Origin of the sequence: Streptomyces gossypii (assembly GCF_025165795.1) — a bacterium.
Lineage (GTDB): Bacteria > Actinomycetota > Actinomycetes > Streptomycetales > Streptomycetaceae > Streptomyces > Streptomyces gossypii.
Genome location: NZ_JAJAGO010000014.1, coordinates 1 through 15,215 on the forward strand (window position 1 = coordinate 1; position 15,215 = coordinate 15,215).

Annotated in this window: 13 protein-coding genes; 1 reads left to right on the plus strand and 12 read right to left on the minus strand. The window is 70.5% G+C overall.

What is annotated here, in order from left to right:
* Window positions 1-40: 40 nt before the first annotated feature.
* From pssA to LHJ74_RS26555, 10 genes are all read right to left on the minus strand, one after another.
* Window positions 41-889, minus strand: a complete 849-nt coding sequence (gene pssA, locus LHJ74_RS26510; protein WP_260220789.1) for a CDP-diacylglycerol--serine O-phosphatidyltransferase — start codon at window positions 887-889, stop codon at window positions 41-43.
* A complete protein-coding gene (locus tag LHJ74_RS26515; RefSeq protein ID WP_260220790.1) occupies window positions 876-1,523 on the minus strand; it encodes a phosphatidylserine decarboxylase in 648 nt (215 codons plus the stop codon). Before LHJ74_RS26515 ends, pssA begins: the two co-directional genes overlap by 14 nt.
* 167 nt (window positions 1,524-1,690) lie before the next feature.
* Entirely contained in the window at window positions 1,691-2,896 is a 1,206-nt protein-coding gene (locus LHJ74_RS26520; protein WP_260220791.1) for an acyl-CoA dehydrogenase family protein, read from the minus strand.
* 1 nt (window position 2,897) lies between these two features.
* On the minus strand, window positions 2,898-3,434 hold the full coding sequence (locus LHJ74_RS26525; RefSeq protein ID WP_260220962.1) for a MaoC family dehydratase: 537 nt from the start codon (window positions 3,432-3,434) through the stop codon (window positions 2,898-2,900).
* Window positions 3,435-3,436: 2 nt separating this feature from the next.
* Window positions 3,437-4,432 (minus strand): HpcH/HpaI aldolase/citrate lyase family protein, encoded by a 996-nt coding sequence (locus LHJ74_RS26530; protein ID WP_260220792.1) that lies wholly within the window; start codon window positions 4,430-4,432, stop codon window positions 3,437-3,439.
* Window positions 4,429-6,552: an ethylmalonyl-CoA mutase gene (locus LHJ74_RS26535; RefSeq protein ID WP_260220793.1), complete on the minus strand. Its 2,124-nt coding sequence runs from the start codon at window positions 6,550-6,552 to the stop codon at window positions 4,429-4,431. The genes LHJ74_RS26530 and LHJ74_RS26535 overlap by 4 nt, the downstream gene beginning before the upstream one ends.
* Before the next feature lies 1 nt (window position 6,553).
* Window positions 6,554-7,891, minus strand: coding sequence for a crotonyl-CoA carboxylase/reductase (gene ccrA, locus LHJ74_RS26540; protein WP_260220794.1), 1,338 nt, complete (start codon window positions 7,889-7,891; stop codon window positions 6,554-6,556).
* A gap of 340 nt (window positions 7,892-8,231) precedes the next feature.
* Complete coding sequence (locus LHJ74_RS26545) at window positions 8,232-8,687, minus strand: nuclear transport factor 2 family protein (protein ID WP_260220795.1); 456 nt, start codon at window positions 8,685-8,687, stop codon at window positions 8,232-8,234.
* 33 nt (window positions 8,688-8,720) lie between these two features.
* Window positions 8,721-9,509 carry a TetR family transcriptional regulator gene (locus tag LHJ74_RS26550; RefSeq protein ID WP_260220796.1) on the minus strand — a complete coding sequence of 263 codons (789 nt, stop codon included), beginning with the start codon at window positions 9,507-9,509 and terminating at the stop codon, window positions 8,721-8,723.
* A 98-nt stretch (window positions 9,510-9,607) separates the two neighbouring features.
* The gene (locus LHJ74_RS26555; RefSeq protein ID WP_260220797.1) at window positions 9,608-11,392 is read right to left on the minus strand and encodes a 3-hydroxyacyl-CoA dehydrogenase family protein; all 1,785 of its coding nucleotides are present in this window, start codon (window positions 11,390-11,392) and stop codon (window positions 9,608-9,610) included.
* 408 nt (window positions 11,393-11,800) lie between these two features.
* Here LHJ74_RS26555 and LHJ74_RS26560 point away from each other — a divergent pair, with 408 nt between their 5' ends.
* Entirely contained in the window at window positions 11,801-12,427 is a 627-nt protein-coding gene (locus tag LHJ74_RS26560; protein ID WP_260220798.1) for a HEAT repeat domain-containing protein, read from the plus strand.
* A gap of 390 nt (window positions 12,428-12,817) precedes the next feature.
* Here the strand turns inward: LHJ74_RS26560 and LHJ74_RS26565 are convergent, their stop codons facing one another.
* Entirely contained in the window at window positions 12,818-13,603 is a 786-nt protein-coding gene (locus tag LHJ74_RS26565) for a gamma-glutamyl-gamma-aminobutyrate hydrolase family protein (RefSeq protein ID WP_260220799.1), read from the minus strand.
* Between the two features lie 30 nt (window positions 13,604-13,633).
* The gene (eat, locus tag LHJ74_RS26570) at window positions 13,634-15,118 is read right to left on the minus strand and encodes an ethanolamine permease (RefSeq protein WP_260220800.1); all 1,485 of its coding nucleotides are present in this window, start codon (window positions 15,116-15,118) and stop codon (window positions 13,634-13,636) included.
* Window positions 15,119-15,215 lie beyond the last annotated feature (97 nt).

Here is a 15,215-nt window from a genome sequence, read left to right on the forward strand (position 1 = left end):
AAGCCTCCGTCCGGGCCCGCGCGCATGCCGTGTTCCGGCCTCAGCCCTGCGCAGCAGCCCGCGCTTCGCGGCGGTTGTCGCGGAAGCTGTTGACCCGGCGGGCCGTGGCGAAGAGCGGGATGACCGCGCCCAGGACGACCTGGAGCGCGCAACCCGTCTGGAGCAGCAACTCGCCGCCCGGTGCGTCGAAGGCCCAGGCCGCCAGCAGGCCCATGCTGAGCACGATCCAGCTGAGCATCGCGAGGGCCAGCCGCCCGCGCGGCTTGGGGTACTCCACGCGGCTCACCATCAGCCAGGCGACGCCGACGATGGCCAGCAGCGTCGGGATGAACGGCAGCCCGAGCAGTACGATCGAGACGACCGTCAGCGCGCCGAAGGGACTCGGCATGCCCTGGAAGATGCCGTCACGCAAGGTGACACAGGAGAACCGGGCGAGTCTCAGGACCACCGCCAGGAGTACGACCACCGCCGCGACCACCGAGACCCGCTGGTGGGCGTCGCTGGCGACCATGCCCCAGACGGCCACGAAGTAGGCGGGCGCCAGCCCGAAGCTGATCAGGTCGGACAGGTTGTCCAGTTCCGCCCCCATCGGCGAGCTGCGCAGCTTCCGTGCGACCAGCCCGTCGAAGAGGTCGAAGACCGATGCCAGGAGCATCAGGATGACGGCGGTGGCGGCGCTGTGCCGTGCCATGCCGCCGTCCTCGTTGCCCGCGAGGTGCGGGATGAGTACGCCGGTGGTGGTGAAGTAGACCGCGAGGAAGCCACAGGTGGCGTTCCCCAGGGTCAGGGTGTCCGCTATCGAGAGCCGCATGGACAGCGGCATCTCATCGTCGTCCTCCTCCACCTCGCCGGCCCATGTGGCCTGGGTGTCGGGATCAGTCACGGTCAAGTCGTGTCACCCCCGCTGTCGTGGCCTGGCCGACCTCGACGTCGGCCTGGACCCCCTGCGGGAGGTAGATGTCCACCCGCGAGCCGAAGCGGATCAGCCCGACCCGCTCGCCCTGCTCGACCTTGCTGCCCTGCGCTACGTACGGGACGATCCGCCGGGCCACGGCACCGGCGATCTGGACCATCTCGATGTCGCCGAACTCCGTGTCGAAGTGCCAGACGACCCGCTCGTTGTTCTCACTCTCCTTGTTGAACGCCGGTACGAACCCGCCGGGGATGTGCTCCACCGACGCCACGGTCCCCGCCAGCGGCGCGCGGTTGACGTGGACGTTCAACGGGCTCATGAAGATCGCCACCCGGGTACGCCCGTCCTTCCACGGCATGATGCTCTGCACCACGCCGTCCGCCGGGGAGATGAAGCGGCCCGGTGTGATCTCCCGCTCAGGGTCGCGGAAGAACCACAGCATGCCCGCCGCGAGCGCGGTGGCGGGCACGGCGACCGCCGCGGCGGCTCCTGACCGGCGGCACCGGAGCAGGCTGACGGCGGCGGTGGCCATGGTGGGGAGGAGCCACGGCGACGCTCCGCGCGCTAGGCGGATTCGACCGCTGGGTGCAGAGGATGAGCTGTGGGGCATGAATGACCTTCGTAGCGGAGGGTGCCGCGACAGAGAGGGGACGGCGGCCTTCGGGGATGTTATCGGTTACGGGTGGCAACTGGGCAAGCCAGAGGGCCAGTCCGTACCCGGGCGTCCCGGCTGGGGTGCCGCACCCGAACCGCGGTGCCGCACCCCGAATCGGGCGATCACCCCTGAAGACGGTACTCCTCCAGCAGGCGGCGCCCAACGATCATTTTCTGGATCTCAGCGGTACCTTCACCGATCAGCAGCATGGGTGCTTCCCGATAGAGCCGCTCAATCTCGTACTCCTTGGAGAAACCGTACCCGCCGTGGATTCGGAAAGCGTCCTCCACGACCTCTTTGCAGTACTCCGAGGCGAGATATTTGGCCATTCCCGCTTCGAGGTCGTTGCGGCTGCCGGAGTCCTTCTTGCGTGCGGCGCCCACCATCAGGGCGTGCGCGGCCTCGACCTTGGTGGCCATCTCGGCCAGCTTGAACTGGATCGCCTGGTGCTGTGCGATCGGCTTGCCGAAGGTGTGCCGCTGCTGTGCGTAGGAGATGCCGAGCTCGAAGGCGCGCTGGGCGACACCGCAGCCACGGGCGGCGACGTTGACCCGGCCGACCTCGACCCCGTCCATCATCTGGTAAAAACCCCGGCCGGTGGCCCCGCCCAGCACGCGCGCCGCGGGAAGGCGCAGGCCGTCCATCACCATCTCCGTGGTGTCGACACCTTTGTATCCCATTTTGTCAATTTTGCCGGGTATGGTCAGTCCCGGCCGCACCTCACCGAAGCCCGGCTCCTTCTCGATGAGGAAGGTGGTCATCGACTTGTGCGCGGGCGTGCCCTCCGGATGCCCCTCGTCCGTACGGCACAGCACGGCCACCAGAGACGCGGAACCGCCGTTGGTGAGCCACATCTTCTGGCCGTCCAGGACGTACTCCTCGCCGTCCCGTACGCCCTTGGACGTGATCGCCGACACGTCGGAGCCCAGCGCGGGCTCCGACATGGAGAAGGCCCCCCGGATGTCGCCCGTCGCCATTCTGGGCAGGAAGTGGTCCTTCTGCTCCTGCGTGCCGTGCTGCGCCAGCATGTACGCCACGATGAAGTGCGTGTTGACGATGCCCGAGACGCTCATCCAGCCCCGGGCGATCTCCTCGACGCACAGCGCGTAGGTCAGCAGCGACTCCCCGAGCCCGCCGTACTCCTCGGGAATCATCAGGCCGAAGAGGCCCAGTTCCTTCAGGCCCCGGACGATTTCGGTCGGGTACTCGTCCCGGTGCTCCAGCTCGGTGGCGACCGGGAGGATCTCCTTGTCGACGAATGCACGGACGGTGCCCAGGATCTCCCGCTGGATCTCGGTCAGCCCCTCGGTCTGCGCGAGCCTTCCCATGTCACTTCGCTCCCTTCACGCGCCGCTGCGGCTGGATCTCCTGCGGCTCCGGGCGGCCCGGCTGCTCCCCGCCGCGCTCCTCGACGTACGCCGCGGTGGGCACCATCACCTTGCGGCGGAAGACGCACACCACCGTGCCGTCCTGCTTGTAGCCCTTCGTCGCGACCTGCACGATGCCGCGGTCGTCCTTGGTGCGGGAGGGCGTCTTGTCCAGCACGGTCGTCTCGCCGTACAGCGTGTCGCCGTGGAAGGTCGGAGCCACGTGCTTGAGCGACTCGATCTCCAGGTTGGCGATCGCCTTGCCGGACACGTCCGGCACCGACATGCCCAGCAGCAGCGAGTAGACGTAGTTGCCCACCACGACGTTCCGGCCGAAGTCGGTGGTCCGCTCCGCGTAGTGGGCGTCCAGGTGCAGCGGATGGTGGTTCATCGTCAGCAGGCAGAAGAGATGGTCGTCGTACTCCGTGACCGTCTTGCCCGGCCAGTGCTTGTACACGTCACCGACCGTGAACTCCTCATAGGTGCGGCCGAACTGCATGCTCACGCCTCCGGGGCCTCGAACTCGGATGTACGGGTGAGACCGGCTGCCCGGCCCTTTCCGGCGACCACCAGCGCCATCTTGCGGCTGGCCTCGTCGATCATCTCGTCGCCGATCATGGCCGAGCCCTTCCTGCCGCCCGCCTCGGAGGTGAAGTACTCGTAGGCGTCCAGGATCAGTTCGGCGTGGTCGTAGTCCTCCTGGGAGGGCGAGAAGATCTCGTTCGACGCCTCGACCTGGCCCGGGTGCAGCACCCACTTGCCGTCGAAGCCGAGCGCGGCGGCGCGCCGTGCGACCTCGCGGTAGCCGTCGACGTTCCGGATCTGGAGGTAGGGGCCGTCGATCGCCTGGAGATCGTGGGCGCGGGCGGCCATCAGAATCCGCATCAGGATGTAGTGGTAGGCGTCGGCCGGGTAGCCCGGCGGCTGCTCGCCGACCACGAGCGTCTTCATGTTGATCGAGGCCATGAAGTCGGCGGGCCCGAAGATCAGGGCCTCCAGCCGGGGCGAGGCGGCGGCGATCTCGTCGACGTTGACAAGGCCCCTGGCGTTCTCCAGTTGTGCCTCGATGCCGATCCGGCCCACCTGAAGCCCGACCGTCTTCTCGATCTGGGTGAGCAGCAGATCCAGCGCGTGCACCTGCTGCGCGTCCTGCACCTTGGGCAGCATGACGCAGTCCAGGTTCTGCCCGGCACCCTCCACGACGGTGATCACATCGCGGTACGTCCAGTGAGTCGTCCAGTCGTTCACCCGCACCACCCGGGTCTTGCCGCCCCAGTCGCCCTCGTTGAGCGCCTCGACGATGGTGTGCCGGGCACCCTCCTTGGCGAGCGGGGCGCAGGCGTCCTCCAGATCGAGGAAGACCTGGTCCGCGGGGAGGCCCTGGGCCTTCTCCAGGAAGCGCGGATTGCTGCCGGGTACGGCGAGGCAGGAGCGGCGCGGGCGGAGACGGTTCACCGTGCCGCCGGAGGGGCCGGAAGCGCCGGAAGAGCCAGTCATGCGGGGACCTCCAGGGGGTCGGGCGTGTGGTGCGGATCGGGGGAGCCGAGCGGCTCAAGGGGTTCGAGCCCGCTCGCGGTACGGATCTCGTCGACGATACGGCCGATGATCTCCGTGATACCGAAGTCCTTCGGGGTGAAGACGGCCGCCACTCCGGCGGCACGCAGCACCTGTGCGTCGGCGGACGGGATGATGCCGCCGACGATGACCGGGATGTCCTCCGCCCCGGCCCGGCGGAGCCGCTCCAGCACCTCGGGCACCAGCTCCGTGTGCGAGCCGGAGAGGATCGACAGGCCGACGCAGTGCACATCCTCGGCGACGGCGGCCGAGACGATCTCCTCGGGCGTGAGGCGGATGCCCTGGTAGATCACCTCGAAGCCCGCGTCACGGGCCCGTACGGCGATCTGCTCGGCGCCGTTGCTGTGCCCGTCCAGACCGGGCTTGCCGACCAGCAGCCGCAGCCTGCCCCCGCCGGAGGCGGCGCCCGCCGCCGCGGTGAGGTCGGCTGCGGTGCGGTCGACCCGGCCGCGTACCAGGGCCAGCGTGGAGCCCCGCTCGGCGGCGACCGCGACGGGCGCGCTGCTCACCCCCGTCGGGGCGCGGAACTCGCCGAAGACCTCGCGCAGCGCCCCGGCCCACTCGCCGGTGGTGACGCCCGCGCGGGCGCATTCGACGGTGGCCTCCATCAGGTTGGTGTCGGTGGCCGCCGCCTCCTTGAGCAGCTGGAGCGCCTTGGCCGCGGGCGGGTGGACGTACGGCTCGTCGCGGGTGGCCCGCCACTCGCGCACCGCCCGCACCACACCCGCCTCGTTCGCCGGGTCGACGGTCATGATGGCGGTGTCCAGATCGGCGGTGAGCGGGTTCGGCTCGGAGCCCTGGTAGCAGTTGACGCCGACGATCTTCTCCTCGCCGGATTCGATGCGCGCGCGGCGTTCGGCGTGCGAGGAGACCAGCTGCGACTTGAGGTAGCCCGACTCCACGGCCGCCATCGCGCCGCCCAGCTGCTCGATGTGGCCGATCTCCGCGAGCGCCTCAGCGACCAGCGATTCGACCTTCTCCTCCACCACGTGCGACCCCTCGAAGAGGTCCCCGTACTCCAGCAGGTCGCTCTCGTGCGCGAGCACCTGCTGGATGCGCAGCGACCACTGCTGGTCCCAGGGCCGGGGGAGGCCGAGCGCCTCGTTCCAGGCGGGCAGCTGTACGGCACGGGCGCGGGCGTCCCTGGAGAGGGTGACGGCCAGCATCTCCAGTACGATCCGCTGGAGGTTGTTCTCCGGCTGCGCCTCGGTGAGGCCCAGGGAGTTGACCTGGACGCCGTAGCGGAAGCGGCGCTGCTTCGGGTCCGTGATGCCGTACCGCTCACGGGTGATGCGGTCCCAGATGCGGCCGAAGGCGCGCATCTTGCACATCTCCTCGACGAAGCGGACGCCCGCGTTCACGAAGAACGAGATGCGCCCGACGACGTCACCCCTGCGCTCCTCGGGCACCTGCCCGGAGGCGAACACCGAGTCGAGGACGGCGATCGCCGTGCTCATCGCGTACGCGATCTCCTGTACCGGAGTGGCTCCGGCCTCCTGCAGGTGGTAGCTGCAGATGTTGATCGGGTTCCAGCGGGGGAGGTGGCGGACGGTGTACACGATCATGTCCGTGGTGAGCCGGAGGCTCGGACCGGGCGGGAAGACATGGGTCCCGCGTGACAGGTACTCCTTGACGATGTCGTTCTGCGTCGTCCCCTGGAGCGCCGTTACGTCGGCCCCCTGCTCCTCCGCGACCACCTGGTAGAGCGCGAGCAGCCACATGGCGGTCGCGTTGATGGTCATGGAGGTGTTCATCCGCTCCAGCGGGATGTCCCGGAACAGCCGCCGCATGTCGCCGAGATGGGAAACCGGCACCCCGACCCGGCCGACCTCGCCGCGGGCGAGCGTGTGGTCCGGGTCGTAGCCCGTCTGGGTCGGCAGGTCGAAGGCGACCGACAGGCCCGTCTGGCCCTTGGCGAGATTCCGCTGGTAGAGCGCGTTGGACGCCTCGGCGGTGGAGTGCCCGGCGTACGTCCGCATCAGCCACGGACGGTCCTTCTGCTTCTGGCTCTGCTTGTGCTTCTGACTCTGCGGGGACTCCATGTCACACGTCCCGGAAGCGGTTCAGCGCGGTGGCGTGCTGGGCGCGCAGCTCCGGATCGCGGACGCCCATGCCCTCCTCCGGGGCGAGTGCGAGGACGCCGACCTTGCCCTGGTGCAGGTTGCGGTGCACGTCGTACGCGGCCTGCCCGGTCTCCTCCAGGGTGTAGGTCCTGGAGAGGGTGGGGTGGATCCTGCCCTTGGCGACCAGCCGGTTCGCCTCCCACGCCTCGCGGTAGTTGGCGAAGTGCGAGCCGACGATCCGCTTGAGTGACATCCACAGGTAGCGGTTGTCGTACTCGTGCGTGTAGCCGGAGGTCGAGGCGCAGGTGACGATCGTGCCGCCCTTGCGGGTGACGTACACGCTGGCGCCGAAGGTCTCACGGCCCGGGTGCTCGAAGACGATGTCGACGTCCTCGCCGCCCGTCAGCTCGCGGATGTCCTTGCCGAAGCGCTTCCACTCCTTGGGGTCCTGCCGGTGCTCGTCCTTCCAGAACCGGTATCCGCCGGCGGTGCGGTCGATGACCGCGCTGGCGCCCATCCTCCGGCAGACCTCCGCCTTCTGCTCGCTGGAGACCACGCAGATGGGCGTCGCCCCTCCCGCGAGCGCGAACTGCGTCGCGTAGCTGCCGAGTCCGCCGGAGGCGCCCCAGATCAGGACGTTGTCGCCCTGCTTCATCCCGGCGCCGTTGCGGGACACCAGCTGCCGGTACGCGGTGGAGTTGACCAGCCCCGGCGAGGCGGCCTCCTCCCAGGAGAGGTGGCCCGGCTTGGGCATCAGCTGGTTGGACTTGACGAGGGCGATCTCGGCCAGTCCGCCGAAGTTGGTCTCGAAGCCCCAGATGCGCTGCTCGGGGTCGAGCATCGTGTCGTTGTGCCCGTCGGAGCTCTCCAGCTCGACGGAGAGGCAGTGCGCCACCACCTCGTCCCCGGGCTTCCAGGAGTTCACCCCCGCTCCGGTGCGCAGGACGACGCCGGCCAGGTCGGAGCCGATCACGTGGTACGGCAGGTCGTGCCGCTTGGCCAGCGGGGAGAGCCGGCCGTAGCGTTCCAGGAAGGCGAAGGTGGGCAGCGGCTCGAAGATCGAGGTCCACACGGAGTTGTAGTTCACGGAGGAGGCCATCACGGCCACCAGCGCCTCGCCCGGCCCGAGTTCGGGGACCGGGACTTCGTCGAGGTGCAGTGACTCGCGGGGGTCCTTCTCCTTGCTGGACAGACCGGCGAACATCTCGGCCTCGTCCTTGTGCACGGTGACCGCGCGGTAGGACTCCGGCAGTTCGAGTGCGGCGAAGTCGTCGGCCGTGGTGTCGGACGCGAGGATCGCGTCGAGGATCTTGTTCACGGTAATGCCTCCGGCGAAGCGCGTTGGAGGAACGCTCTGGGGGATGTTGAGGCAGTGCCGTCGGTTCGGCTTGGTGCTGCGGCGCCCGGTGGGCGCGGATGAGTCGAGCGCCCGGTGGGCGCGGATGACCCGAGCGCCGGGTGGGCGCGGAGGGTGCCTGTGACGCAGGCGTCCGGTACGCGCACGGGGGTGAAATCCATGGGGACAGCGACCGGACTGAGAACGACGTTATGGCACCCAGTGCCAAGACGCAAGACACTGGGTGCCAGAAATTCCTCTCGGATGTCAGCTGCCGTACACAGATGAGCGCGGCGGCTGACCGGCTGCATGGGCTGCCCGGCTACATGCGGGGAGGCTCGCCCTGGGTCCAGGTGATGTGCATCGCCTGGCGGTGGATGCGCCAGCCCTCGTCCGTCCGCAGCAGTTCGTAGTCGTTCCAGCCGCCCGAGGCGAACATGCCCTCCTGGGGGCGCTCTCCCCGCAGTACGTGAAGGCTCACGACGCTCGCCCGCACGGTGGCGCGGTCGCCGTCCAGGTCGATCACGTAGTTCGTGCCGACATGCTGGGTGCGCGCGAAGAGTCCGACGCCGCGCGTGGTGTCGCGGGCGATCTCCTCCCGCCCCTCGGAGGCTCCGACAGGGACCTCGATGTGGGCGTCCGCGGTGTAGAAGCGCGCCGCCCAGGCGGCGTCGAAGGGGCCCTGGTCGAGGGAGTGCTGGTAGCGGTCGAGGAGATCGGTGAGGGCGGCGCGGTCGGCGAGGGTGTGCAGCTGCTGGATATCCGTGGTGGTGGTCATGTGGACACCGTCGTACTTGAAGAGAACTTCAAGTCAAGCGTCGTGTTTGCGCAGCGCGTCCTCGATGGAGTTCATGATCTCGGCCAGCGGCGCGTCCGTACGGGCGACGGTGACCAGCACCTCGCCTTGCCGCGCCGTCTCCGCCGCGTTCGAACGCCCCCCGCTCACCGCGCGGTTCGCCCCGAAGCCGGTGCCGAAAGTCCGCCGCACGATCGCGAAGGCGTGGTCGAGCTGCGCCTCCACATCGCCCGCGCCGCCGCCGCGCAGCCAGCGCCGCAGCACGTGGTTGTGCGCGGTGACCACGGCCGAGGCAGCAACCTCCGCGAGCAGCGGCTCGTCGTAGTCGCTCACGCCGTCCCCGTGTGCCGCCTCGTCGAAGTGGCCCAGCAGATAGCGCGTGAACAGCCGCTCATAGCGCGCCACCGAGGCGATCTCGCGCTCGCGCAGGGCCGGCACCTCGCGCGTCAGCTTGTACCGCTCGACACTCCCCTTGGGGGAGGCGGCGTACATCTTCATCACCTCTTTGATGCCCCGGCACACGGTGTCCAGCGGGTGCTCGTGCGCGGGCGCCGCCTCCAGTACCGCCTGGGCCCGTACGAGGGTCTCGTCGTGGTCCGGGAAGATCGCCTCTTCCTTGGAGCGGAAGTGCCGGAAGAAGGTGCGCCGGGCGACCCCGGCCCGCGCCGCGATCTCGTCGACCGTGGTCGCCTCGTACCCCTTCGTCGCGAACAGCTCCATGGCCGCGGCGGCCAACTCCCGGCGCAGCTTCAGACGCTGGGAGGAGGCGGCTGGGGTACGGGAAGGCTTCGCGGGCTCCGGCATGTGGTGCACGTTACACGGTGTGACGGGCTCGGGTGACGGGCCGCCGGAGGGAGGCTGCAGCAGCCCGCCCCACCCCCCTCCGGGTGGCCCGGAGCCGGTCACCGCCGCGCGTACTCGCGGAAGCCCCGGCCGGTCTTGCGGCCCAGGCAACCCGCCGCGACCAGGTGTTCGAGCAGCGGTGCGGGGGCGAGCCCCGGGTCACGGAACTCGGTGTGCAGCACCCGCTCGATCGCCAGCGACACGTCCAGACCGACCACGTCCAGCAGCTCGAAGGGGCCCATCGGATAGCCGCCGCCGAGCCGCATCGCGGCGTCGATGTCGTCCGGCGAGGCATAGTGCTCCTGGACCATCTTGACCGCGTTGTTCAGATACGGGAACAGCAGCGCGTTCACGATGAAGCCCGCCCGGTCCCCGCAGTCCACCGGGTGCTTGCGCAGCACCCCGCACACCTGGCGCACGGTGGCGTGCGCCTCGTCGCCGGTCAGCACGGTGCGGACCACCTCGACGAGTTTCATCGCGGGCGCCGGATTGAAGAAGTGCATCCCGACGACGTCCCGCGGGCGCGAGGTGGCGCGGGCGCAGGCGACGACCGGGAGCGAGGAGGTGGTGGTGGCCAGCACCGTACCCGGGCCGCACACCTCGTCCAGCGCCGCGAAGAGCTGCCGCTTCACCGTGAGATCCTCCGCGACGGCCTCCACGACCAGATCCACGCCCACCAGCGCGCCCAGCGACCCCGCCGGGGCGATCCGCGCGAGCGCGGCGTCCCGCTCGGCCGCGCCCAGCCGCCCCTTGGCGACCGACCGCTCCAGCGAGGTGGCCACCCGGGCCTTCGCCGCGGCGGCCTTCGAAGCACCGCGCGCGGTGAGCACGGTCGGATACCCGGCCTTCGCGAAGACCTCCGCGATACCGGCGGCCATGGTGCCGGAGCCGACGACGCCGACGGCCCGGACCGTACGGGCGGACGCGTCCGTGGCGGCGGTGTCCGGCGTCGCGGCGTCCGGCACCGTCTCGGCGCTGCCGGGGGAGGCGTAGGTGTAGAAGCCGCGGCCGGACTTGCGGCCGTTCAGCCCGGCGTCGCTCAACTGCCGCAGCACCGAGGCCGGAGCGTGCAGCCGGTCCTGCGACTCGGCGTACATCGCGTCCAGCACCGTGCGCGCGGTGTCGATGCCGATCAGGTCCAGCAGCGCCAGCGGGCCCATCGGCAGCCCGCAGCCCAGCCGCATCGCGGCGTCGATGTCCTCGCGGCTCGCGTACCGGGACTCGTACATCGCCGCCGCCTGGTTCAGATAGCCGAACAGCAGGCCGTCCGCGAGGAATCCGGGCCGGTCGCCGACCGCGATCGGATCCTTGTCCAGCTCGCGGACCAGATCGGTGACAGCCGCAACCGCCTCCGGCGCGGTCAGCACCGAGGAGACGATCTCGACGAGCCGCATGGCGGGAGCCGGGTTGAAGAAGTGCAGACCCAGCACGCGCTCGGGCCGGTCGGAGTCGGCCGCCAGCCGGGTCACCGAGAGCGCGTTGGTGCCTGTCGCCATGATGGCGTCCGGCCTGACCACGGTGTCGAGCGCGGCGAAGACGCGGCACTTGGTGTCGTAGTCCTCCGGCACCACCTCGATCACCAGGTCCGCCTCGGCGGCGGCCCGCACATCGGGGAAGGTGCGGAAGCGGGCCAGCGCGTCCCGGCGCTCCGTGGCGGTGATGCGCCCGCGCTCCACGGCGCGCGCGGTGGAGGTCTCCAGCGAGGTCACGGCCCGGCGGGAGGCGAGTTCGTCGGTGTCGATGCCGATCACCTCGCGGCCGGACCGGATGAGTACGTCGGCGATACCGGTGCCCATGGTGCCCAGGCCGACGACGGCGATGGTGGTGAGGGAGGGACGGTCCATCACGGGACTCCAGTCAGTGGGTGACACAAGCCCCGGCAGGGCGAGGCTGATGAGGGTGCGCCGCGCGTGCACACGCACACGGCAAGGGGAGTTGCGGAGAACCGGCCGGCCCTGTCCCGGGGCCGGGCCGTACCAAGGTCGCCGAACCGACTGCACTCTCGGCGGCTGCGTCACCAGGCCGCCTGAGCGGGGGTACCGCTCTGATGAGCACACTAACTCGCCAGTAACAAGAACACCAGAGGGCCGCAGCTGTGACCTGTACCGCGCGCGGACACCACGGAGCGCCCCTGAACCCGCCCGGGCGCCCGTGCGCGCTCCCTCGCCGGGCCGTGCGCCGCTTCTCCCGCGCCTGTACGGCCCCTGTGGCCACGCCCTCCGGTGCGGTTCAATTGCATGTGAGGGGGTCCTATGACGACCGGTGCACTGTCGGAACCGCAGGACGGCACGGAATTCGAGCAACTGCTGAGGAGAGTCCGGGCGGAGGCGGACAGCCGCGGTGCGCAGGCTGAGCGGGCCGAACTGGAAGCGCTCGCCCGGGACGGCGGCCCCGGCGCGCGCGACGCCCTGGCGGAAGTGCTCGCGGAGACCGGACGCCCGCTGTGGGCCCAGGAGATGGCCGCCTTCGCACTCGGCTGCGCGGGGGACCGCCGGGCCTTCGAGACTCTCGTCTTCCTGCTCAACTACCGTGACCCGCTGCGCGGTGCCACCGCCGCACACGCCCTCGTACGGCTCCGCGATCCGCGCACCGCACGCGCGGCGGCGGCCCTGGCCACGAACGAGCTGCGGACGGCCTACGCGCTGCACCCCGTACGGGTGCTCGTCGCGCTCCGCGCACCCGAGTCCGTACCGGCGCTGGTCTCCCTGCTGGGCAGACTGCTGGACGGGCCCGGACCGCACTGGCCGATAGCGCTCGCCTGCGTCGAGGGGCTCGGCCGCATAGGAGACGCACGGGCCCGCCCGGTACTCCGCGAGGCCGCGGCCCACCACCGCCTCCGCCCAGCGGCCCAGGCCGCCCTGGCCCGCGCGGGCGGCTGACCCCCGGCCCCCGCACTCCTGCGACGCCGGGCCGGGCCCGCACCCGTCGCGCGCCGTGCCCGGAGCCGTCCCGGACTCTCCCCTCCGAGGCGCATTGCGTGCTGCCTGCGGCCCGGCCGCGCAGACGCCGGATGGTGCGGTCGCGTTCCCGGATCACCTGCCGAGCGCTGATCCGGCTCGGATTCCGGGACTCGCCAGAGCCTCACCGCCAGCTGCGGCCGGGGGAGGGGCAGCGGATCATGGTGGAGAAGTCCGCGAACGGCAGCCCGCGTTCGCGGTGTACAGCCGCGGGCCCATCGACCGGCATCCACGGCGATGACGGCGCGGCATCCTTCCCCTCCCCCCGGCTGTCGCTGGGGAAGGCAGGCGCCCTCTGCCGTGTCCGACCGCTCAGACTGAGCCGTGAGCCCTCGGCTGGGCCGGCCCAGCCGACCGCTCACGACAACCCGTCGCGGCGCGGCGGACCTGCACCGGCGCCCTGGCAGCGGTGACCAGCGCCCGCATCACCCGGAGGTCCTCACCCGCCTCCGGATGCCACTGCACACCCAATACGAAACTGTCCGTGTCCCGGAGTTCGACCGCCTCGACCGTGCCGTCGTCGGCGAACGCGCTCGCCATCAGTCCGCCGCCCAGCTGGTCCACGGCCTGGTGGTGGTACGTCGGCACGCCCACCGCCTCCGGCACGGCCACAGCCAGGCGGGTGCCCGGCACCGGCTTCACCACGTGCTCGGCGAACAGCCCTGGCGGCCCGGAGTGCCCGCCGTGCCCCACCGTCTGCGACAGGTGCTGGATGAGGGTGCCCCCCAGCGCGACGTTGAGAAGCTGCATGCCGCGGCAGACGCCCAGCAGCGGCTTCCCCGCCGCCAGCGCGGCCTCGATCAGAGCCAGCTCCCAGGCATCCCGCGCCAGGTCCGGCGGCCCGGTCTCCGCGTGCGTCTCCACTCCGTACCGTACGGGCTGCACATCCGCCCCGCCCGCGATGACCAGCCCGTCGAGCCGGGCGACCGTCTCCTCGGCTGCGGCGGGATCATCCGGCGGCAGCATCGCCGCGAGCCCGCCCGTGTACTGCACCTGCCGGTGGTAGCCGGCCGGCAGCACGGCGGCGGGCAGGTGCCACACCCCCCACCGCACGGACGGGTCCAGATACGTACTGATGCCGATGAGCGGCTTGGGCACGGCTGCTCCGATCACTCGTGTCTCAGAAGGTCAGTTGCGTTCGAGTTCGGCCTCGGCCGCGGCCAGGGCGGCGAACTCCTCCTCCGGAGCGGCCGCGACAAGGCGGCGCCTGCTGTAGAAGGCGAAGTAGGCCAGGGCGACGACATAGACGCCGAGCGCGATGAAGGCCGCGTCCTTGTCCACCAGGAAGGTCGCCACGAGCGCGGAGCAGGCCAGCAGGAGCGCCACCGAGGAGGTGACGACGCCACCAGGTGTGCGGTACGGCCGCGGCAGGTTCGGCTCGCGGCGCCGCAGCACGATGTGCGACAGGGCCATCAGGGCGTACGAGATGGTCGCGCCGAAGACGGCGACATTCAGCATCCGGGCGCCGTCGCCGGTGGACGCGGCAAGCGCGAAGCCCAGCGCTCCCGGCACCAGCAGGCTGAGATACGGGGCCTTGCGGCGGCTCGTCAGGGAGAGGAAGCGCGGCAGGTAACCGGCGCGGGAGAGCGCGAACAGCTGCCGGGACCCGGCGTAGATGAGGGAGAAGAAGGAGGCGACGAGACCGGCCAGTCCGGCGTAGTTCACGAACCGGCTCAGCGCCGTCGGCTCGCCGTCGCCCTGGAGCGCGGCCACCAGCGGGTTGCCCGCGTCCTGCACGGCGGCGGCGCCGCGCGCGCCGGTCGCGGCGAGGAAGGTGACCAGCGCGAGCACCAGCAGGATCGCGATGGACAGGGCCATCGCCTTCGGCAGTGAGCGTGCCGGGTCCTTGGTCTCCTCGGCCGCCAGCGGCACGCCCTCGACGCCGAGGAAGAACCACATGCCGAAGGGGAACGCCGCCCAGATGCCGAGCACGCCGAAGGGCAGCCAGGAGTTGGCGCCGAAGGCGTCGGCATCCACCGGGATGTCGTTGAGCCCGCCCGCGTCGAACTCGGTGGCGGCCCCGAGGACGAAGATCAGCAGCGCGGCGACCGCGATGCCGGTGACGACGAAGATGAAGCGCAGCGCCTCGCCCACACCCCACAGGTGGATGCCGATGAAGATCGCGAAACAGGCGAGATAGACCGGCCAGCCTGACTCCAGGCCGAAGAGGTTCAGTGACTCCACGTAGTCACCGATGAAGATGGAGATCGCGGCGGGGGCGAGGACGTACTCGATGAGGATCGCGGTGCCGGTGAGGAAGCCGCCCCAGGTGCCGAGCGCGCGCCGGGCGAAGCCGTACCCCCCGCCGGCCGTCGGCAGGATCGCGGCCATCTCGGCCTGCGAGAAGACCAGGCACGTGTACATCAGGCCCATGAGCACGACGGCTATGGCGAGGCCGCCGAAGCCCGCCTCCGCCAAGCCGAAGTTCCAGCCCGCGTAGTCGCCGGAGACGACATAGGCCACGCCGAGGCCGGTCAGCAGCAACCAGCCGGCGCTGCCCCGGCGCAGCGCGCGCCGCTTCAGATAGTCGTCTTCCGGAGAGATCGTGGAATCGGCGCCACCCGGCGGCGCGCCGGAGGGTGTTGCCCTGCACGAGTCGGTGTCGTCGGCCATGAGCCGCTCCCTGCCTCGAGTCAAAGGTTTGAGGCCACACCTTTACCTGCTCGGCTGCCGAGCGCAAGACCCCCTGCGTCAGCAAATCGGCCTCTCA